This is a genomic window from Nocardioides sp., from assembly GCF_035429765.1.
GTDB lineage: Bacteria > Actinomycetota > Actinomycetes > Propionibacteriales > Nocardioidaceae > Nocardioides.
The window spans coordinates 1-19,684 of sequence record NZ_DAOMFK010000037.1 but is presented as its reverse complement, the minus strand read 5'-3'; the positions used below and the strand labels follow the sequence as shown (position 1 = coordinate 19,684).

Sequence of the window (19,684 nt, the reverse complement as noted above, 5' to 3'; positions counted from 1 at the left end):
ACCCTCGAGGCCGGCTGCTCCGCGCCGGTCGGCGCGCCCGCCGAGGTGGCCGAGGGGGAGGACGGCGAGGAGCTCTGGATCCGCGCGGTCGCCCTCTCCCCGGACGGCCGGGCCTCCGTCCGGCTGTCCGCCTCCGGATCACCCGCTGACGCCCGAGGCGTCGGAACCCGCCTGGCCGAGCAGATGCTCGAGGAAGGCGCCACCGCACTGATGGAAGCACCAGCGAGAAAGCAGCACGCATGACTCGACGCACCACCTCCCCGACCGGCCGCGCCGGCTCCGCCACCCGCCCGGCAGCCTCCCGTGCCGCAGCGCCGACCTCCCGCGGCCGGGTGTCCTTCGTCGGCAGCGGCCCCGGCGACCCCGGCCTGCTCACGGTCCGGGCCCTGGAGCTGATCCGGGACGCCGACGTGGTGATCACCGAGGTCGCCGAGCACGAGACGCTGGTGCGTGGCCTGCTCGGGCTGCCCGCCGAGGCCGGCCCCGACGAGAAGGGTCCGCTGTTCGTCGACGGCGGCTTCGGCGAGGACGGGCAGCCGCTGACCCAGGCCGCCCGCGCCAAGGTGGTGGTGCGGGAGGCGAAGAAGGGCCTGCGCGTGCTGCGGCTGATCGCCGGGGACCCGTTCCTGTGCGCCGGCGGCTCGGAGGAGGCGCAGGCGTGCGTGAAGGCCGGGGTCGGGTTCGAGGTGGTGCCGGGAGTGGCCCCGGCCTCCGCCGTCCCGACCTACGCCGGCATCCCGCTCACCGGTCGCGGCAGCGACGAGGTCACCGTGGTCAGCCCGACCCGCGCGACCGACTGGAGCCGGTACGCCGGCTCGGCCACCCTGGTGCTGCAGACCACGGCCGACGGCGTGGGTGAGGCCGCCGCGTGCCTGGTCGCCGCCGGTCGCTCCCCGGAGACCCCGGTCGCGATGACCCGCGTCGGGACCACCACCGAGCAGCAGACCCTGGTCTCCACGCTGGAGTCCGTCGCCGCCGACGCACGGGTCGCCCGGATGAGCGGCCCGACGGTGACCGTGGTGGGCGACCTGGTCCGGCTGCGCGACACGCTGTCGTGGTTCGAGACCAAGCCGCTGTTCGGGTGGCGGGTGCTGGTGCCGCGCACCAAGGAGCAGGCCGGCGTGCTGTCCGCCCGGCTGCGCGGCTACGGCGCGGTGGCCGAGGAGGTGCCGACCATCTCGGTCGAGCCTCCGCGCAACCCCCAGCAGATGGACAAGGCGATCCGCGGCCTGGTCGAGGGCCGCTACGAGTGGATCGCGTTCACCTCGGTCAACGCCGTCCGCGCGGTGCGGGAGAAGTTCGAGGAGTACGGCCTGGACGCCCGCGCCTTCTCGGGGCTGAAGATCGCGGCGGTCGGCGACAAGACGGCGGCGGCGATCCAGGCCTGGGGCCTGCGGCCGGACCTGGTGCCGACCGGGGAGCAGTCGGCCGCCGGGCTCCTGGAGGACTGGCCCGAGTACGACGCGCTGCTCGACCCGATCAACCGGGTGTTCCTGCCGCGCGCCGACATCGCCACCGAGAGCCTCGTCGCCGGCCTGGTGGAGCTCGGCTGGGAGTGCGACGACGTCACCGCCTACCGCACGGTCCGGGCGGCGCCGCCGCCGGCGCCGACCCGCGACGCGATCAAGACCGGCAGGTTCGACGCGGTGGTCTTCACCTCGTCCTCGACCGTGCGCAACCTGGTCGGTATCGCCGGCAAGCCGCACGCCTCGACGGTGATCGCGGTGATCGGCCCCGCCACGGCCAAGACCGCCGAGGAGCACGGGCTGCGGGTGGACGTGCTGGCGCCACGGCCCGACGTCGAGCTGCTGGTGGACACCTTGGCGGACTTCGGGGCGGCCCGTCGGCTGGCGCTGCTCGAGTCCGGGCAGCCGGTGACCAAGCCGTCGGACCGCAAGCCGTCGGCGCGCCGCCGGGCGGGCACGAAGTAGTGGCCGCCGAGATCACCGGGCCCGTCATCCGGCCCCGGCGGCTGCGCCGGACCCCGGCGCTGCGCCGGATGGTGGCGGAGACCTCGGTGGACCCGCGCCAGCTGGTGCTGCCGCTGTTCGTGCGGGAGGGCCTGGACGAGCCTCGGCCCATCGGGTCCATGCCCGGGGTGGTCCAGCACACCCGCTCCACCCTGGTCCGGGCGGCGGTGGAGGCGGCCGAGCTCGGGCTCGGCGGGGTGATGCTCTTCGGTGTCCCCGAGCAGCGCGACGCGCGCGGCTCCGGGGCCGTCGACCCGGCCGGCATCCTCAACCTCGCGATCACCGACGTGGTCTCCGAGGTCGGCGACGAGCTCACCGTGATGAGCGACCTGTGCCTGGACGAGTTCACCGACCACGGCCACTGCGGCCTGCTGACCCCCGACGGCCGCGTCGACAACGACCGCACGCTCGCGGCGTACGCCGAGATGGCGCTGGCCCAGGCCGACGCGGGCGTCGACATGGTCGGCCCGAGCGGGATGATGGACGGCCAGGTGGGCGTGATCCGCGAGGCGCTGGACGCGGCCGGGCACGCCGACGTCTCGATCCTCGCCTACTCCGCGAAGTACGCCTCCGCGTTCTACGGTCCCTTCCGGGAGGCCGTCGACTCCTGCCTGGTGGGCGACCGCAGGACCTACCAGCAGAACCCCGCCAACGCCCTCGAGGGGGTCCGGGAGGCCCTGCTGGACGTGGCGGAGGGCGCCGACCTCGTGATGGTCAAGCCGGCCCTGGCCTACCTCGACGTGGTCCGCCAGGTCCGCGACTCCGTGGACGTCCCGGTGGCGGCGTACAACATCTCGGGGGAGTACGCCATGGTCGAGGCCGCAGCGGCTCAGGGGTGGATCGAGCGGGAGCCGGCCATCCTGGAGACGCTGACCTCCATCCGTCGCGCGGGGGCCGACGTCATCCTCACCTACTGGGCCGTCGAGGCGGCCCGGCTGCTGCGCCGCTGACCCGGCGGTGCCCCGGCCGTGGGGCTCGGTAGGGTCGCGCCATGGACGACGAGGGGCGCAAGAGCTACCTGCTGGTCGACGGCGAGAACATCGACGCCACGCTGGGGGGATCGATCCTGGGCCGCCGCCCGCAGCCCGAGGAGCGGCCCCGCTGGGACCGGCTGCTGGACTTCTGCCGCGACCGGTGGGGGAACCCGGTGCAGGGGCTGTTCTTCCTCGCCGCCAACAACGAGCTGCCGCTGCCGTTCGTCCAGGCCCTGCTGGCCATCGGCTACCGGCCCATCCCGCTGTCCGGCCCGCCGCACGAGAAGATCGTCGACATCGCCATCCAGCGCACGATCGTGGCGCTGCGGGACCGGGCCGCCGACGTCATGCTGGTCACCCACGACGGCGACTTCCTGCCCCAGCTGGGGGAGCTCTGCGACGGGGAGCGCCGGGTCGGGCTGATGGCCTTCCCCGAGTTCCGCAACCGCGGCTTCATGGCCCTCGCCGAGCGCGGCCTGGAGTTCTACGACCTCGAGGCGGACGTGAAGGCGTTCAACGTGACGTTGCCGCGGATCCGGATCATCCCGATCGAGGAGTTCGACCCGGTCGCCTTCCTGTGAGCCGCTGAGCCCGACCGTGGCCGGTTGGGACCCATCGGTCACAATGTCGGGGTGAATCCCTCCGGCACCGGGGCGTCGGCCGCCCTCTTCGAGCGTGCCCGGGCCGTCACCCCCGGAGGGGTGAACTCCCCGGTCCGCGCGTTCGACGCCGTCGGCGGGACCCCCCGGTTCATCCGCTCGGCCCAGGGTGCCTGGCTGACCGACGTGGACGGCAACGAGTACGTCGACCTGATCTGCTCGTGGGGCCCGATGCTGCTCGGTCACGCCCATCCCGGGGTGCAGGCCGAGGTGGCGGCCGCGGTGGCCCGGGGCACGTCGTACGGCACCCCGACCGAGCCCGAGGTGGCCCTCGCGGAGGAGATCGTCGCCCGGACGCCGGTCGACCGGGTGCGGTTCGTGTCCTCCGGCACCGAGGCCACCATGTCCGCGATCCGCCTGGCCCGCGGCTTCACCGGCCGGGACGTGGTGGTGAAGTTCGCCGGCTGCTACCACGGGCACGTCGACTCGCTGCTCGCCCAGGCCGGCTCGGGGCTGGCCACTCTCTCCGTGCCCGGCACCCCCGGCGTACCCGACTCCTCCACCGCGCTCACGCTCGTGCTGCCCTACAACGACCGCGAGGCGGTGGCGGCGGCGTTCGCCGAGCACGGGCCGCGCATCGCCTGCCTGGTCACCGAGGCCGCCCCCGGGAACATGGGCGTGGTCCCGCCGGAGCCGGGGTTCAACCGGTTCCTCAGCGAGACCTGCGCCCGGCACGGGGCGCTGTTCGTCTCGGACGAGGTGATGACCGGCTTCCGGGCGACCCGGCTGGGCCACTGGGGTCTCGACGGCGCGGTCGAGGGATGGCGACCGGACCTGATGACCTTCGGCAAGGTGATGGGCGGCGGGTTCCCGGCCGCCGCCTTCGGCGGGCGCGCCGACGTGATGGCGTACCTGGCCCCGGAGGGGCCCGTCTACCAGGCTGGCACGCTGTCGGGGAACCCGGTGGCCACCACCGCCGGGCTCGCCACGCTGCGCCGGGCCACTGACGAGGTCTACACGCAGCTCGCCGCCACCGCGGAGGTGCTCCGGACGGCCACCGGGGAGGCGCTCACCGCCGCCGGCGTCCCCCACGTGGTGCAGAGCGCCGGCACGATGTTCTCGGTGTTCTGGGGCCCGAGCGGGGCGACCCCCGGACGGGTGCGCGACTTCGCCGACGCCTCCACCCAGCACGTCGCTGCCTACGCCGCCTTCTTCCACGCCATGCTCGACCGAGGGGTCCACCTGCCGCCGTCGGCGTACGAGACGTGGTTCGTCTCCGCCGCCCACGACGACCGCGCCGTGCAGACGGTGCTGGACGCCCTCCCGGCAGCCGCACGGGCCGCCGCCTCCGCCGAAGGGACCCCATGAGCGACCAGACGATCGTGCACCTGCTCCGGCACGGGGAGGTGCACAACCCCGACGGGATCCTCTACGGCCGCCGGCCCGGCTACCACCTCTCCGACCTCGGCCGCCGGATGGCCGAGCGGGTGGCCGAGTCGGTGCGGGACCGCGACATCGTCCACCTGGTGTCCTCCCCGCTCGAGCGCGCCCAGGAGACCGCGCGGCCGCTCGCCGTGCTGCGCGACCTGGACGTGGTCACCGACCACCGGGTGATCGAGTCGACCAACGTGTTCGAGGGCAAGGCCTTCGGCGTGGGGGACGGCGCGCTGCGCTCGCCGGCCGCCTGGCGGCACCTGTGGAACCCGTTCCGGCCCTCGTGGGGCGAGCCGTACGTCGAGGTCGCGGCCCGGATGCGCGCGGCCGTGAAGGCCGCCCGCGACGCCGCCCACGGCCACGAGGCGCTCGTGGTGTCCCACCAGATGCCGATCTGGATCGCCCGGCTCTCCGCGGAGGGTCGCCCCTTCCTCCACGACCCGCGGCGCAGGCAGTGCACGCTGGCGTCGCTGACCTCCTTCCACTTCGACGGCGCCCGGCTGGCCCGGGTGAGCTACTCCGAGCCGGCCGGCGACCTCATCCCCGTGCGGGACAAGAAGGCGCCGTTCTCGGCCGGCGGCGCCCCCGAGCAGCACCGTCCCTGACCGATGGCCCGACCCGTCCTGCGCGCGCTGGCCGCCGTACTCACCCTGCTGCTCACCACCGCTGCCTGCTCGTCGCTGGAGGGCACCGGGGACAAGGGCTACATCTCCGGGAACGGGCAGATCACCGTGGTCGACCCGGGTGAGCGGGGGGAGCCGGTGGAGCTGGAGGGCACCACCCTCGACGGCGAGCCACTCTCCCTGGCGGACCTGCGCGGGAGCGTCGTGGTGGTCAACGTGTGGTGGTCGGCGTGCGGGCCGTGCCGCTCGGAGGAGCCGAAGCTGGTCGCCGCCCACGGGCAGGCGGAGGACGCCGAGTTCGTCGGGGTGAACATCCGCGACTCCTCGGTGGAGCCGGCGCAGAGCTTCGTGCGGCGCTTCGACGTGCCGTACCCCTCGATCTTCGACCCCAGCGGCAAGGCGCTGCTGGCGTTCGCCGGAACCCTGAGCCCCCGGACCATCCCCAGCACGGTGCTGCTGGACCGCCAGGGCCGGATCGCGGCCAGCGTGATCGGCGAGATCCCCAGCACGCTCACCCTCACCGACCTGGTCGCCCAGATCGCCGACGAGCCCGCCGATGGGTGAGTGGTTCAGCGAGCAGGCGGCCGCCGGGTCGCTCGTGCTCGCCATCCCGGTCGCGCTCGTGGCGGGGCTGGTCTCCTTCTTCTCCCCCTGCGTGATCCCACTGCTGCCGGGCTACCTCTCCTACGCCACCGGTCTCTCCGGAGCCGACCTGCAGGACGCCGAGATCACCCGCCGTCGGCGCGGCCGGATGCTGCTGGGCTCGACGCTGTTCGTGGTCGGTTTCTCGGTGGTCTTCGTCCTCATCGGTCTGGCGTCGGGGGCCGCCGGGGCGTGGCTGGTCACCTGGCAGCGCGAGGTCTCGGTGGTGCTGGGCACCGTGACGATCGTGCTCGGCCTGGTGTTCGCCGGGCTGGTGCCCGTCGGGCAGCGGGACTGGCGGATCCACGCGGTCCCGGCCGTCGGCCTGGCCGCGGCGCCGCTGCTCGGCTTCCTCTTCGGGCTGGGCTGGACCCCGTGCCTCGGGCCCACGCTCGGGGTGATCACGAACCTGGCCATCAACGAGGCCACCGCAGCCCGGGGCGCGCTGCTCTCGGCCTGCTACGCGCTGGGTCTGGGCGTGCCGTTCATCCTCGCCGGCGTCGCCTACGAGCGGATGCTCGGGGCGATCCGCGGCGTCCGCCGGCACCAGGCCTGGGTCACCAGGATCGGGGGGCTGATGATGGTCGCGGTGGGCGTCCTGCTGGTCAGCGGCTGGTGGGACCAGATGGTCTCCTGGCTCCAGCTCCGACTCGTGGACTCCTTCACGGTGAGCGTATGACCACGCTGCCCACCGACCCCGGGTTCCAGGAGACCCCCGAGCGGCGCCCCCCCGACCTCGGCTTCCGCGAGCTGCTGCGCTGGGCCTGGCGCCAGCTCACCTCGATGCGCACCGCGCTCGTGCTGCTCCTGCTGCTCGCACTTGCCGCGATCCCCGGCTCGGTGATCCCGCAGGAGGGGGTGGACTCCCTCAAGACGTCCCAGTGGCAGGACGCGCACCCGACGCTGACCCCGGTCTACGAGCGGCTGGGCCTCTTCTCGGTCTACGACTCCCCGTGGTTCTCGGCGATCTACCTGCTGCTGATGGTCTCCTTGGTGGGCTGCATCCTGCCGCGCACGGCCGTGTACTGGCGCGCGCTGCGCGCCGCGCCGCCACGGGCGCCACGCAACCTCTCCCGGCTGCCCCAGCACACGGCGTACTCCACCCAGGAGGAGCCGGAGGTGGTGCTCGCGCGTGCCCGGGAGGTGCTCCGGGGACGCCGCTACCGGCTCGCGACCGACCCCGGCGGCGGGGACTCGGTGGCCGCCGAGCGCGGCTACCTGCGCGAGGCGGGGAACCTGCTCTTCCACGTCTCGGTGCTCATCGTCCTGGTCGGCTTCGCCGTCGGCAGCCTCTTCGGCTACAAGGGCGGGGTCATCGTCGTGGTCGGCAACGGCTTCGCCAACAACCTCACGCAGTACGACGACTTCTCCCCCGGCAGTCTCTTCGACCCGGCTCGGATGGAGCCGTTCTCCTTCACCATCGACGACTTCGACGTCGAGTGGGTCACCGAGGGGCGGGCCCAGGGTATGGCCCGCAGCTTCGTCTCCCACCTCACCTACCAGACCTCTCCGGACGCGGCGCCCCAGCGCTACGACCTGAAGGTCAACCACCCGCTGACCGTCGGCGGTACCGACGTGTTCCTGATCGGCCACGGCTACGCCCCGGTGATCACCGTGCGCGACGGCAACGGCGAGGTGGCCTACAGCGGGCCGACGATCTTCCTCCCGCAGGACAAGTCGTTCCTGTCCTTCGGGGTGGTCAAGGCGCCCGACGCCGAGCCGACCCAGATCGGGCTGGAGGGGCTGTTCTACCCGACGTACCTCAAGGTCGACGGCGACCCCGTCAACGTGATGGGGGACCTGAAGAACCCGACGCTCTCGATGCTCGCCTACACCGGCGACCTGGGGCTGGACGACGGCAAGCCCCAGTCGGTCTACGTCCTGGACAAGTCGCGGGCGACCCGGCTGGTCAAGCCGGACGGGTCGATGTTCCGGGTCGACCTGCAGCCCGGGCAGACCATCCAGCTGCCCGAGGGGGCCGGCAGCGTGAGCTTCGACGGGGTCGAGCGGTGGAACCGGATCCAGATCAGCCGAACGCCCGGCAAGTACGTCGCACTGCTGGGCGTGGTGCTGGCGCTGCTGGGTCTGCTGGGATCGCTCTTCATCCGTCCGCGCCGGATCTGGGTTCGCGCCCGGCCGGGCGAGGAAGGCACACTGGTCGAGGTCGGGGGCCTGGACCGCTCCGAGGGCGGCGACCTGGCCGCCGTACTGGCCGGTATCGTGACCGCACTGCGTGAAGGCGAGGGGCAGAAGGTGGACGTGCATGAGTGACGCCGCGTGGGAGACGCTGAGCAACCAGGCGGTCGCGGTGGCCGGCGTGGTCTACTTCCTGGCGCTGCTGGCCTACGTGGTCGAGTGGAGCGGACTGCGGCGGGTGCCGGCGGTGAGCGAGAGCGCGGTCGCCGGTGCGTCCGTGGGCGGGTCGGTCGCGGTGGCGACCGGTGGGCCGGCCCCGGCGACCCCCCTCCCGCAGCGCAGCGCGATGTTCGAGCGGCTCGGGCTGCTGCTGACCGCGATCGCGTGCGGCTTCCACGGGGTGGCGCTGCTGGCCCGGGGCCTGGCCGCCGACCCGAACCGGGTCCCGTGGGGGAACATGTACGAGTTCACCCTGGCCGGGACGTTCTTCGTCACGCTGATCTTCCTGGTGCTCTACCGGCGCTTCCAGCTCTCCTGGCTGGGCCCGATCGTGGTGTCCTTCGTGCTCGCCCTGCTGATGGTGGCGGTGCTGTGGCTCTACGACCCCGTCGCCCCGCTCACCGAGGCGCTCAACTCGCCGTGGCTGGTGATCCACGTCGTCTCCGCCGTGCTGGCCACCGGGGCGTTCACCCTCGGCGGGTTCACCTCGGTGCTCTACCTGGTCAAGGACCGTCGCCCCGATGCCACGACCGGCTACGTCGCCCGGCTGCCGCAGCCCGCGACCCTGGACCAGATCTCCTACCGGCTGCACGCCTTCGGGTTCCCGGTGTGGACCTTCGCCGTCCTCATCACCGGGCCGATCTGGGCCCACCAGGCGTGGAGCTCCTACTGGAACTGGGACCCCAAGGAGGTCTGGGCGTTCATCACCTGGGTCGTCTACGCGGCGTACCTCCACGCCCGGGCCACCGCCGGCTGGAAGGGCCGCAAGGCCGCGTGGCTCGCCCTGGTCGGCGTCGCCACCCTCTGGTTCAACTTCATCGGCGTCAACTACTTCTCCACCACCAGCCAGCACTCCTACGCCGCCCCGGCCGTGGTGGGGAGGGTGGCGCTGTCGGATTCCCCGGGCGGGGAATCCCTCACTTCGCAGGGGTAGCAACCCGCGACAAGTGACAGTCTGTCGGGCTAGGTCGGGGCCGCTGTTGCGGAGCGCAGACGGAGGTATGCCGGCCCGGCGCCGACAATTTGCGACGGGTCGCCGACAATTTGTGACGGGTCGCCGACAATTTGTGACGGGTCGGGGAGGGGTGTCACCAGCCGGTTCGGAAGCACTGCTGGTAGAGCTGCTGGTACGTCGCCGACTCCGTCCCCGCGTCGCTGATCGGGCCACCGGCGAGGGCGAAGAACCGGTCGAAGGTGACGAAGCTGCCCTCGGCCGAGCTGCACTTGCGGACCTCGCTGACCTCGAGCACGTCGTCCGCGCCCACGCAGCCCCGGTAGTCGGCCGGCAGCGTCCCGCCGTCGACCCAGACCTCGCTGCACCCCGGCAGCGTCTCGCTGAGCGGAGTGACCGACCCCTGCTGGCCGCACCCGGCCAGCAGCAGCACAGCGGCGGGGGCGAGCAGGAGCGGACGCAGCGACATGCTCGCCACGCTAGCCCGGAAGCGGGCGGTCAGGTGTCGGTTTCGCCGCGTTGGCGCCGCTTGCGGTCCAGGTCGCGGAGGAACTCGGGGTCGTCGTCGGGGGCCAGCGGACGCGGTGCGGGCCTGCTGCGGCCGGGTCGCTCCCCCTGGAGCAGCCGGATCCCGTAGTAGACGGCGACCGCGAGCAACGCGACGAGGAGGAGGAACTTCAGCACACCTCCACAGTAGGGCCACCCCGGTGACCACCTACAGTGAACCCGTGAAGGAGTTCGTCGTCTACAGCCTGCTGCGGCTGGTGCTGTTCGTGGCCGTGTTCGCGGTGGTCCTCGCGATCTGGATCCCGGTGCTCGGCAACGACTGGTCGATCGTGTGGCCGCTGCTGGTCGCGTTCCTCATCTCGGGGGTGCTGTCGGTCTTCCTGCTCAACCGGCCGCGCGAGGCGTTCGCACGGCGGGTCGAGACGCGTGCCCAGCGTGCCGCCGCGAAGTACCAGGACCTGAAGACCAAGGAGGACTAGCGGGACGGCAGGCTTACCGTCCGGCCCACCCCGACCGGCCCGGCAGCGGCGCCCGACCCCTCCTCCAGCCCAGCCGCGAGCGCCACCGCGGCGACCGCGACCACGAGGAGCGCCACCACCAGCGGCCAGACGAAGCGCAGGTAGGCGTCGTAGCCCACCTTGGCGATGGCCAGCCCGCCGACCAGGACCACGCTGGTCGGCGAGACCAGCAGGGTCAGCCCGTGGGCCATGATCCAGGCGGTGATCGTGGTCTCGCGGCTCACCCCGGCGAAGTCGGCCAGCGGCGAGAGCAGCGGCATCGCCAGCGCCGCGTGCCCCGAGCTGGAGGGGATCAGGAAGGCCAGCGGCACGTTGACCACCACGGTGGCGAAGGCGAAGACCGCGGCGGAGGCTCCTCCGACCAGCTGCTCCATCGAGTGCAGGATCGTGTCGAGGGTCTGGGTGTTGTTCATGATCACCGAGACCCCGCCCGCCAGCGAGACGACCATGGCCGGGCCCATCATGTCCGAGGCGCCGGCCGCCACCAGCCGGACGGTCTCCCGCTCGCCCATCCGGGCGATCGCACCGACCAGGGCCGAGGCCACCAGGAACAGCACGGCCAGCTGGGGGAACCACCAGTTCAGCTCGAACCAGTACGGCGCCACGCCGGTCTCGTGGGTGTAGTAGTCCTCGGCCGGGCCGGGTGTGGCGCCGATGATGCTGGACCACGGGATCACCGAGAAGATCATCAGCCCGAAGGCGCCGGCGGTGATCAGCAGCACCAGCTTCTGCGTGCCGGTGAGCGCCTCGGACCCGGCGCTCCCCGGCCCCGGGTCGCCCTCCTCCGGCTCGTCCCAGCCGACCAGCGACGCGGCCGGGTCGCGGCGCACCTTCGCGGCGTACCGCAGCACCCAGGCCACCGACATCGTGGTCAGCACCACCCACAGGACCACGCGCAGCACGATCCCGTCGCCGATGGAGACGCCGGCCTCGCTGGCCGCCACCCCGATCGAGAACGGGTTGACCGTCGCCCCCATCACGCCGGTCAGGGCGCCGAGGATGATCATCGCCGCGGTGACCATCCGGTCGTAGCCGAGGGCGGCCATCAGCGGGATGAACAGCGCGTAGAAGCCGAGGGTCTCGACGGAGAAGCCCATGGTCGAGCCGAGCAGCGAGAACAGCACCATCACGGCGGCGATCAGCAGCCAGCCCTTGTCCCGCAGCCGGTTCGCCAGGGCGGCCACGGCGACCTCGAGGCTGCGGGTGGCGAACGAGACCGAGATGAACGCCCCGATGGACATGATGAAGACGATGACCCCGATCTGGCCGAACATCGTCCCCAGGGTCTCGGTGTCCACGAAGTCCGTGACCGGGTTCAGCAGGCCGTGCACCCCGTTGATGGGCGCCAGCAGCAGCTGCTGCACCGACTCGCCGAAGGTCAGCGGTGAGTCGACCCGGTGGTAGGTGCCCGGGACCGGCGCGCCGTCGGCGTCGAGACGGTACTGCCCGGCCGGCAGGAACAGCGCGGCGACCCAGACCAGCAGCGTGACCAGGACCAGCGTGGTGACCGCGGACGGGAAGGAGAACCGCCGGCGTGGTGGCGCCTTCGGCTCCACCTCGGTCGGGTCGGCCATCAGTAGTCGACTGCGTCCCGCTCGATCGGACAGGTCATGCAGTGCCCGCCGCCCCGACCGCGACCGAGCTCGGCGCCGACGATCGTGACGACCTCGATGCCCTCCTTGCGCAGCAGCGTGTTGGTGTAGGTGTTGCGGTCGTAGGCGAACACCACGCCGGGCTCGGCGCAGACCAGGTTGGCCCCGCTGTCCCACTGGGTCCGCTCGCGCACGTAGTCGTTGCCCCCGGTCTCCACCACCCGCAGCCGGGACAGGCCGAGCGAGTCGGCCACGACCTCCACGAAGGACTTGTCCTCCTGCCGTACGTCGAGCCCGCCGGCATCGGTCGGGCGCAGCGAGAAGGTGTCCACACGGTCGACGATGTCGGGGTAGATCAGCACGCAGTCACGGTCGGCGAAGGTGAACACGGTGTCCAGGTGCATGGCCGCGCGGGTCTTGGGCAGCGCGGCCACGACCACGCGGTCGGCCGCGCCCTGGTCGAACAGGGCACGGGCCACCTGGCCGATGCCCTGCCGCGACGTCCGCTCGCTGAGCCCGATCAGCACGGTGCGGTTGCCGATGGGCATCACGTCGCCGCCCTCCACCGTGGCCTGGCCCCAGTCCTGGGTGGGGTCGCCCCACCAGACGTTGACCTTGCCGGCGAAGTCCGGGTGGAAGGTGTAGATCGCCGTGGTGAGGATGGTCTCCTCGTGCCGCGCCGGCCAGTACAGCGGGTTCAGGGTGACCCCGCCGTAGATCCAGCAGGTGGTGTCGCGGGTGTAGAGGGTGTTGGGCAGCGGCGGCAGCAGGTACTCCGCCACACCCGAGGAGTCCCGGATCAGCCGCATCAGGTCGCTGCTGGCGGTCTCGGGGAACTCGTAGGTGGACAGCCCGCCGATCAGGGTCTCGGCCAGCTCGCGGTCCGGGAGTCCCTCCAGGTAGCCGCGCACCTCGTCGACCAGCTCGACCCCCACCTGGTTCGGGACGATCTGGTGGTCGAGGATCCACGCCTTGGCCTCGGGCACGGCCACGGTCTCGGTCAGCAGGTTGTGCATCTCGAGGACCTCGACCCCGCGCTCGCGCATCTTGGTGATGAAGTCGAAGTGGTCGCGCTTGGCGTTCTCCACCCACATCACGTCGTCGAACAGGAGGTCGTCGCAGTTGCTGGGCGTCAGCCGGGCGTGGGCCCGGCCGGGTGCGCAGACCATGACCTTGCGCAGCGTGCCGACCTCGGAGTGGACACCGAGCTGGGCGCTCATCGCGTGCTCCTTGCCTTGTGGGACGATGCGGAGGCGGTGCGGCGGAGGGCAAGAACCTAGCAGCAGCCAGCGCGCCGAGCACGGGCTCGAGCGGGGTCCCGGCGCCACAGTCCGAGAGGGAGACGTTGACCAGCAGCGAGGCCGAGCCGACCCCCGCACCCCCGCAGCCCGGGCCCCGGCAGCGCCGACCGGGCTGGCGCTGGGTGCTCCCGCGTCCCTACGAGCCGGTCGGGCTGGTCGGGGCCGCGCTCCTGGTCTGGGCCTCGCTGACCCCCTCCCTGCTGCCGCGCGCCGCGGTCTTCCAGGGTGCGGTGAGCGGGGTGTCGGCGGCCCTCGGCTACGGCCTGGGGGTGCTCGGTCTCGCCGTCGTGCGGTTCATGCTGGAGCGGCCGCTGCGCTGGCGTCCCGGACGGCGTACCGGTGTGGTGCTGGCCGCGGTCTTCGTGGTGGTCACGGCGTTCTCGCTGTGGAGGTACGCCGGGTGGCAGGCCGACCTGCGCGAGCTGATGGGGCTCGAGCAGCTGTCCGTGGGCCACTACGCCGGGCTGGTCGCCGTCGCCGCGGTCGTGTCCGTGCTCCTGGTGGGGATCGGGCGGCTGGTCGGCACCGGCACCCGCGGCCTGGTCCGGCTGCTCAGCAAGGTGGCCCCACCCCGGGTGTCCGCGGTCGTGGGCATCGTCGTGGTGCTGGTCCTGGTCGGGGCGCTCTTCAACGACGTGGTCGCCGGGCGGCTGCTGAGCAGCATGGACGCCGGCTTCAAGGCGGTCAACGACGAGACCCACGCCGACTCGCCGGCACCCACCCAGCCCGAGCTGTCCGGAAGCCCGGAGTCACTGGTGACCTGGGGCTCCCTGGGCCGCACCGGTCGGGAGTTCATCGACCGCACCACGACGGTGGCCGACCTCGAGGCGTTCAGCGGGCGCCCCGCCACCCAGCCCGTCCGGGCCTACGTGGGCCTGGACACCGAGGCCACCATCGCCGACGACGCCCAGCTGGCCGTGCAGGAGCTGGAGCGGGCCGGCGGCTTCGACCGCTCGGTGATCTGCGTGGTGACCACGACCGGCACCGGCTGGGTGAACGAGGACTCGGTGTCGGCCGTGGAGTACCTCTACAACGGCGACACGGCGGTCGTGAGCATGCAGTACAGCTACCTGCCCAGCTGGCTGTCGTTCATGGTCGACCAGGCACGCGCCCGCGAGGCCGGCCGGCAGCTCTTCAACGCCGTCTACGCGCGCTGGAACGCGCTGCCGGTGGGCCAGCGCCCCAAGCTGGTCGTCAACGGGGAGAGCCTGGGCTCGTTCGGCGCCGAGACCGCCTTCAGCGGCGTGGAGGACCTGCGCAACCGCACCGACGGCGCGCTGTTCGTCGGCCCGCCGTTCATGAACGACCTGTGGAGCGACCTCACCGCCCACCGCGACCCGGGCTCCCCCGAGTGGCTGCCGACCTACCAGCAGGGCCGCACGGTGAGGTTCATGGCGCGGCCGTCCGACCTGGACCGTCCGACGGCCGCCTGGGACGGGCCTCGGGTGGTGTACCTGCAGTACGCCTCCGACCCGATCACCTGGTGGAACCCCAGCCTGGTGCTCAACCGCCCCGACTGGCTGGAGGAGGAGCGCGGGTACGACGTGCTGCCGCAGACGCGCTGGTTCCCCCTGGTCACGTTCCTGCAGCTGAGCGCCGACATGGCCGTGGGGCACCTGGCGCCGCCCGGCCACGGCCACCGGTTCGGCTCCGACCCCGCCAACGCGTGGGCGGCCATCCTCCAGCCGGCTGGGTGGACCGCGCAGGACACCGAGCGGCTGCGCGCCGTACTCACAGCGAACGCCGAGGAGCGCGAGTCCTAGCCGGTCGCGCTCACAGGACCGGCACCTCGGCGAGGGCGGCGACCAGCGCGTCCTCCGACAGCGGGTCGTCCTCGAGGTGGTCGGCGAGGAAGTCGGCGTAGGCGCCGAGCTCCAGCAGGCCGTGGCCCGACAGTCCCGCGACGATCACCTTCTCCTCCCCGGACTCCCGGCACGCCAGCGCCTCCCGGCGCACCTGGGCGAGCGCGTGGGAGGACTCGGGGGCCGGCACCACGCCCTCGACCCGGCCGAACTCCACGGCCGCCTCGAAGCACTCCCGCTGGTGCAGCGCCGTCGCCTGGATCCACCCCTGGTCGACCGCGTGCGAGACCAGCGGGGCCATGCCGTGGTAGCGGAGCCCGCCGGCGTGGATCTTCGAGGGGACGAAGCCGTGGCCCAGGGTGTACATCTTCAGCAGCGGTGTCAGGCCCGCGGTGTCGCCGAAGTCGTAGCGGTACTCACCCCGGGTCAGCGACGGGCAGGAGGTCGGCTCGACGGCGAGGATGGTCGGGTCCTGGGCGCCGGTCAGCTTCTCGCGCAGGAACGGGAACGCCAGGCCGGCGAAGTTGGAGCCGCCGCCCGCGCAGCCGACGACCAGGTCGACCCGGTCCTCGCCGGCCTTGGCCAGCTGGCGCAGCGCCTCCTCCCCGATGATCGTCTGGTGCAGCAGCACGTGGTTGAGCACCGAGCCGAGGGAGTACTTGGTCGCCTCGTCCTGGGCGGCCACCTCGACTGCCTCGGAGATGGCCAGGCCGAGCGTGCCCGGGTGGTCCTCCGGGAACGCGCGGCCGGACTCGGTGAGCCGGGACGGCGAACGGTGCACCTGGGCCCCGAACACCTCGATCAGGGTGCGCCGCTGGGGCTTGGTGTCGAAGGAGGTGCCGACCTGCCACACCTCGCAGTCGAGGCCGAACAGCGCGCACGCGTAGGCCAGCGCGGTGCCCCACTGGCCGGCGCCGGTCTCGGTGGTCAGCCTGGTCACGCCGTGCTGGGCGTTGTAGTAGACCTGCGGGACCGCGGTGTTGGTCTTGTGCGAGCCGGCCGGGGACACGCCCTCGTACTTGTAGTAGATCCGGGCGGGGGTGCCCAGCCGCTCCTCGAGGCGACGCGCCCGGAACAGCGGGGAGGGCCGCCACTGCTTGTAGACGTCGAGCACCTGGCCCGGGATCTCGACGTACCGCTCGCCGGTGACCTCCTGGGCGATCAGCTCGGGCGGGAACAGGGGTGCGAGGTCGTCCGGCCCGACCGGCTCCCGCGTGCCGGGGTGCAGCGGCGGCGGTGGGGGGACGGGCATGTCCGCCACGATGTTGTACCAGTGCGTCGGCATCTCCGACTCGTCGAGAACGTACTTGTGCTGGCCTTCCACCGGTCGCCTCCCAGGTGTGGTGTGCGTGCGAGGGCCCAGCGTAAGGGGCCGGGTCGCCGGGCAAGTCACCAGGAGGGGGCCGTGACCAGGAGCGGCAGGCTGACCAGGACGGCCCAGGCGAGCTCGCCGGTGCCGGTGTGCTGCAGCACCGGGACCAGCGCCGGTCCGGTCGCTCCGCCCAGCACCCGACGCAACGGTGCCAGCATCCTCCCCAGGAAGCCCAGCCCGAGGAGCGCCCACCAGGTGGTGGCGGCGGCCACCGCCACCACCGCTGCGGCCGCGAGGAGCACCAGGAACAGGTAGAGGTAGCGGGTCCGCTCGTCCCCCAGCACCACGGCGAGGGTGCGCTTCCCGGCTGCCGTGTCGGAGGGGACGTCGCGCAGGTTGTTCACCACGAGGAGCGCGCAGGCGAGCGACCCCACGCCGAAGGCGGCGTACAGCGCCGCCCACTCGAAGGTGCCGGTCTGCACGTACGTCGTGCCGACCACCGCCACCAGCCCGAAGAACACGAACACCATGACCTCGCCCAGCGCCAGGTAGCCGTAGGGCCGCTTGCCGCCGGTGTAGAACCAGGCGGCCACGATGCAGGCCAGCCCCACCACGACCAGCCACCAGGCGGAGGTCAGGGCCAGCACCAGCCCTGCCGCCGCCGCCACGCCGAAGGCCGCGAACGCCGCCGCCTTGACCGCCTCGGGGGTCGCCGCGCCCGACCCGACGAGGCGCATCGGGCCCACCCGCTGGTCGTCGGTGCCGCGGATCCCGTCGGAGTAGTCGTTGGCGTAGTTCACGCCCACCTGGAGGGCCAGGGCCACCACCAGTGCGAGCGCGGCCTTCCACCAAACGGCCCCGGAGGTGTACGCCGCCACGGCGGTGCCGGCGAGCACCGGTGAGACGGCCGCAGGCAGCGTCCGCGGACGCGCGCCGTGGAGCCATTCGGAGGGGGTGGCCATGGGTCCGCATTCAAGCAGGCGGGATCTGACCCTCCCGCGAGCAGGTCGGGTTGGGCTAGACTCGCGTGCGGGGGGGAGCGACTGCATGGGGCATGCTCCCGGGGAGCGAAAGCGGGCCGTCATGTTCGGCTATCGGATTTCTCGTTGGAGTTCACGTTCGGCGTCGGGGGCCACGCACCGGATTGCCCGCTGGCTCACGCTTGGGGTGCTGGGCGCTAGCGCGCTGACGGCTCCCGTGCTGCTGGCCCAGCCGGCGACAGCGGCGCCCTGTCCGGGCGCTGCGCTCAACATCGTCGCCCACGAGGACGACGACTTGATCTTCGTCAATCCCGACATCATCACCGACATCCGATCGGGGCGCTGCGTCCGCACGCTGTTTGTCACCGCCGGCGATGCGGGGAACCCGTACCCGGACAGCCTCTACCGCGAGAACGCACCAGAGGCCTCGTACGCGCAGATGGCTGGCGTTGCGAACAACTGGACCGCCACCGACGACGGGGTTCCCGGGCGCAACATCACCGTGCTGCGGCTGGTCGGGGCGCCGAACGTCTCCATCGCGTTCATGAGGATCCCTGACGGCTTCCCCTCGGGGTCGGGCTCCTCAGCCTACAGCGGGCAGAGCCTGCTCAAGCTGTGGAACGGCTCGATCCCGAGCATCACCACGGTCGACGGGCAGGAGACCTACACCCGCAGTGGCCTGATCAGCGCCATCGCGGCGATGATGAATGACTTCCAGCCGTCGACGATCCGCACCCAGGACTACGTGTCCGCCGTCACCGACGCCGACCACTCCGACCACCTCATCACCGGCCGCTTCGCGCAATCGGCCAACAGCTCCTACCTGACGGCACACTCCCTCATCGCCTACCAGGGCTACCCGACCCAGTCGCGCCCGGAGAACGTGTCGGGCAGCGCCCTGACGAGCAAGCAGGCCGCTCTGCAGGCCGCCTCGGAGTTCGACCCCGGCGCGTACGACCCGTGGGTGGCCACCATGGTGCGGCGGTGCTACACCCTGGACACCACGGTCACCGGTCCGTCCGGGAGCAACCGGGCGCCGGTGGCGAATGCGGGGCCGGACCAGTCGGTGGCGGCGGGGTCGACGGTGTCGTTGTCGGGTGCGGGGAGCAGTGACCCGGACGGTGACGCGTTGACCTATGCGTGGTCGCAGACGGCGGGTCCGTCGGTGACGTTGTCGAGTGCGACGGCGGTCTCGCCGACGTTCACGGCGCCGGCGGCGGGGTCGTCGGTGACGTTCTCGCTGGTGGTGCGGGACGGGTCGTTGTCGAGTCCGGCGGACACGGTGACGGTGACGGTGCCGGCAGCGGTGAACCGGGCGCCGGTGGCCGATGCGGGGCCGGACCAGTCGGTGGCGGCGGGGTCGACGGTGTCGTTGTCGGGTGCGGGGAGCAGTGACCCGGACGGTGACGCGTTGACCTATGCGTGGTCGCAGACGGCGGGTCCGTCGGTGACGTTGTCGAGTGCGACGGCGGTCTCGCCGACGTTCACGGCGCCGGCGGCGGGGTCGTCGGTGACGTTCTCGCTGGTGGTGCGGGACGGGTCGTTGTCGAGTCCGGCGGACACGGTGACGGTCTCGGTGCCGACGGTGGGGTCGACGAACGTGGCGCGGACGTTGAGTGCGACGGCGACGGCGTCGACGCAGAACACCGCGGACGGGCAGACGGCGGCGAAGGCGATCGACGGATCGCCGTTGGGCTACCCGACCGACTACTCGCGGGAGTGGGTCACAGTTCGGCAGGGGGCGGGTGCGTGGATCCAGCTGAACTGGACGAACGCGGTGACCTTGGACCGGGTGGTGCTCTACGACCGGCCCAATGCCAGTGATCAGATCACCAGCGGCACGCTGACGTTCTCCGACGGGTCGTCGGTGGCCGTGGGGGCGTTGAACAACGACGGGTCGGCGGTGACGGTCTCGTTCGCACCGCGCAGCGTGACCTGGATCCGGTTGACGGTCAACACGGTGCGCGCCGGTACCAGCAACGTCGGCATGGCCGAGTTCGAAGCCTGGGGCGTGTAGCCGCATCAGGTGGGCGGCCGGCCCAGTGCGGTCCGGCCGCCCCGAGCGGTTCGGTTAGGTTGCGGGGGTGACCTCCCTGCGTCCGGTGTCCGGCCCGGCCCCCGAG

18 protein-coding genes and 1 pseudogene are annotated in these 19,684 nt (G+C 72.3%); 13 read left to right on the top strand and 6 right to left on the bottom strand.

Going from position 1 to position 19,684, the window contains the following annotated elements:
- The 10 genes and pseudogenes from PLP61_RS05965 to ccsB all read left to right on the top strand — a co-directional run.
- Positions 1–243, top strand: a pseudogene (locus tag PLP61_RS05965) (hydroxymethylbilane synthase); the annotation flags it as partial.
- Positions 240–1,931: a bifunctional uroporphyrinogen-III C-methyltransferase/uroporphyrinogen-III synthase gene (locus PLP61_RS05960; RefSeq protein ID WP_324501334.1), complete on the top strand. Its 1,692-nt coding sequence runs from the start codon at positions 240–242 to the stop codon at positions 1,929–1,931. The pseudogene PLP61_RS05965 and the gene PLP61_RS05960, both read left to right, overlap by 4 nt.
- Entirely contained in the window at positions 1,931–2,920 is a 990-nt protein-coding gene (gene hemB, locus PLP61_RS05955) for a porphobilinogen synthase (protein ID WP_324501332.1), read from the top strand. Before PLP61_RS05960 ends, hemB begins: the two co-directional genes overlap by 1 nt.
- Positions 2,921–2,961: 41 nt before the next feature.
- Positions 2,962–3,525: an NYN domain-containing protein gene (locus PLP61_RS05950; RefSeq protein WP_324501330.1), complete on the top strand. Its 564-nt coding sequence runs from the start codon at positions 2,962–2,964 to the stop codon at positions 3,523–3,525.
- Between the two features lie 51 nt (positions 3,526–3,576).
- Positions 3,577–4,911 (top strand): glutamate-1-semialdehyde 2,1-aminomutase, encoded by a 1,335-nt coding sequence (hemL, locus tag PLP61_RS05945; RefSeq protein ID WP_324501328.1) that lies wholly within the window; start codon positions 3,577–3,579, stop codon positions 4,909–4,911.
- A complete protein-coding gene (locus PLP61_RS05940; RefSeq protein WP_324501326.1) occupies positions 4,908–5,582 on the top strand; it encodes a histidine phosphatase family protein in 675 nt (224 codons plus the stop codon). Before hemL ends, PLP61_RS05940 begins: the two co-directional genes overlap by 4 nt.
- A 3-nt stretch (positions 5,583–5,585) precedes the next feature.
- Complete coding sequence (locus PLP61_RS05935; RefSeq protein WP_324501324.1) at positions 5,586–6,164, top strand: TlpA family protein disulfide reductase; 579 nt, start codon at positions 5,586–5,588, stop codon at positions 6,162–6,164.
- The gene (locus PLP61_RS05930) at positions 6,157–6,921 is read left to right on the top strand and encodes a cytochrome c biogenesis CcdA family protein (protein ID WP_324501323.1); all 765 of its coding nucleotides are present in this window, start codon (positions 6,157–6,159) and stop codon (positions 6,919–6,921) included. Before PLP61_RS05935 ends, PLP61_RS05930 begins: the two co-directional genes overlap by 8 nt.
- Positions 6,918–8,513: a cytochrome c biogenesis protein ResB gene (resB, locus tag PLP61_RS05925; protein ID WP_324501321.1), complete on the top strand. Its 1,596-nt coding sequence runs from the start codon at positions 6,918–6,920 to the stop codon at positions 8,511–8,513. The genes PLP61_RS05930 and resB overlap by 4 nt, the downstream gene beginning before the upstream one ends.
- Positions 8,506–9,531, top strand: coding sequence for a c-type cytochrome biogenesis protein CcsB (gene ccsB / locus PLP61_RS05920; RefSeq protein ID WP_324501319.1), 1,026 nt, complete (start codon positions 8,506–8,508; stop codon positions 9,529–9,531). The genes resB and ccsB overlap by 8 nt, the downstream gene beginning before the upstream one ends.
- Before the next feature lie 154 nt (positions 9,532–9,685).
- Here the strand turns inward: ccsB and PLP61_RS05915 are convergent, their stop codons facing one another.
- Positions 9,686–10,018, bottom strand: a complete 333-nt coding sequence (locus tag PLP61_RS05915; RefSeq protein WP_324501317.1) for a hypothetical protein — start codon at positions 10,016–10,018, stop codon at positions 9,686–9,688.
- Positions 10,019–10,047: 29 nt separating this feature from the next.
- Positions 10,048–10,233: a hypothetical protein gene (locus tag PLP61_RS05910; RefSeq protein WP_324501315.1), complete on the bottom strand. Its 186-nt coding sequence runs from the start codon at positions 10,231–10,233 to the stop codon at positions 10,048–10,050.
- Positions 10,234–10,277: 44 nt separating this feature from the next.
- On the opposite strand from PLP61_RS05910, the gene PLP61_RS05905 reads away from it, so the two are divergent.
- On the top strand, positions 10,278–10,535 hold the full coding sequence (locus PLP61_RS05905; protein ID WP_324501313.1) for a DUF4229 domain-containing protein: 258 nt from the start codon (positions 10,278–10,280) through the stop codon (positions 10,533–10,535).
- Here PLP61_RS05905 and PLP61_RS05900 read toward each other — a convergent pair.
- Together PLP61_RS05900 and arcA are read right to left on the bottom strand one after the other, a co-directional pair.
- The gene (locus PLP61_RS05900) at positions 10,532–12,148 is read right to left on the bottom strand and encodes a YfcC family protein (RefSeq protein WP_324501311.1); all 1,617 of its coding nucleotides are present in this window, start codon (positions 12,146–12,148) and stop codon (positions 10,532–10,534) included. The genes PLP61_RS05905 and PLP61_RS05900 overlap by 4 nt on opposite strands.
- The gene (gene arcA / locus PLP61_RS05895; RefSeq protein ID WP_324501309.1) at positions 12,148–13,386 is read right to left on the bottom strand and encodes an arginine deiminase; all 1,239 of its coding nucleotides are present in this window, start codon (positions 13,384–13,386) and stop codon (positions 12,148–12,150) included. The genes PLP61_RS05900 and arcA overlap by 1 nt, the downstream gene beginning before the upstream one ends.
- 125 nt (positions 13,387–13,511) lie before the next feature.
- Here arcA and PLP61_RS05890 point away from each other — a divergent pair, with 125 nt between their 5' ends.
- On the top strand, positions 13,512–15,230 hold the full coding sequence (locus PLP61_RS05890; protein ID WP_324501307.1) for an alpha/beta hydrolase: 1,719 nt from the start codon (positions 13,512–13,514) through the stop codon (positions 15,228–15,230).
- Positions 15,231–15,240: 10 nt separating this feature from the next.
- On the opposite strand, the gene PLP61_RS05885 is transcribed toward PLP61_RS05890, so the two are convergent.
- Positions 15,241–16,593 (bottom strand): TrpB-like pyridoxal phosphate-dependent enzyme, encoded by a 1,353-nt coding sequence (locus PLP61_RS05885; protein ID WP_324501305.1) that lies wholly within the window; start codon positions 16,591–16,593, stop codon positions 15,241–15,243.
- A 65-nt stretch (positions 16,594–16,658) separates the two neighbouring features.
- Positions 16,659–17,543, bottom strand: a complete 885-nt coding sequence (locus tag PLP61_RS05880) for a 1,4-dihydroxy-2-naphthoate polyprenyltransferase (protein WP_324501302.1) — start codon at positions 17,541–17,543, stop codon at positions 16,659–16,661.
- 205 nt (positions 17,544–17,748) lie between these two features.
- Between PLP61_RS05880 and PLP61_RS05875 the strand changes: the two genes are divergently transcribed.
- On the top strand, positions 17,749–19,578 hold the full coding sequence (locus PLP61_RS05875; protein ID WP_324501300.1) for a DUF7402 domain-containing protein: 1,830 nt from the start codon (positions 17,749–17,751) through the stop codon (positions 19,576–19,578).
- Positions 19,579–19,684: the final 106 nt, after the last annotated feature.

Excerpts from the sequence above, each read along its gene's own strand:
- PLP61_RS05960 (WP_324501334.1), top strand. The coding sequence starts at position 240 with ATGACTCGACGCACCACCTCCCCGACCGGCCGCGCCGGCTCCGCCACC.
- PLP61_RS05950 (WP_324501330.1), top strand. The coding sequence starts at position 2,962 with ATGGACGACGAGGGGCGCAAGAGCTACCTGCTGGTCGACGGCGAGAAC.
- PLP61_RS05940 (WP_324501326.1), top strand. The coding sequence starts at position 4,908 with ATGAGCGACCAGACGATCGTGCACCTGCTCCGGCACGGGGAGGTGCAC.
- PLP61_RS05935 (WP_324501324.1), top strand. The coding sequence starts at position 5,586 with ATGGCCCGACCCGTCCTGCGCGCGCTGGCCGCCGTACTCACCCTGCTG.
- PLP61_RS05930 (WP_324501323.1), top strand. The coding sequence starts at position 6,157 with ATGGGTGAGTGGTTCAGCGAGCAGGCGGCCGCCGGGTCGCTCGTGCTC.
- resB (WP_324501321.1), top strand. The coding sequence starts at position 6,918 with ATGACCACGCTGCCCACCGACCCCGGGTTCCAGGAGACCCCCGAGCGG.
- ccsB (WP_324501319.1), top strand. The coding sequence starts at position 8,506 with ATGAGTGACGCCGCGTGGGAGACGCTGAGCAACCAGGCGGTCGCGGTG.
- PLP61_RS05915 (WP_324501317.1), bottom strand. The coding sequence starts at position 10,018 with ATGTCGCTGCGTCCGCTCCTGCTCGCCCCCGCCGCTGTGCTGCTGCTG.
- PLP61_RS05900 (WP_324501311.1), bottom strand. The coding sequence starts at position 12,148 with ATGGCCGACCCGACCGAGGTGGAGCCGAAGGCGCCACCACGCCGGCGG.
- arcA (WP_324501309.1), bottom strand. The coding sequence starts at position 13,386 with ATGAGCGCCCAGCTCGGTGTCCACTCCGAGGTCGGCACGCTGCGCAAG.
- PLP61_RS05880 (WP_324501302.1), bottom strand. The coding sequence starts at position 17,543 with ATGGCCACCCCCTCCGAATGGCTCCACGGCGCGCGTCCGCGGACGCTG.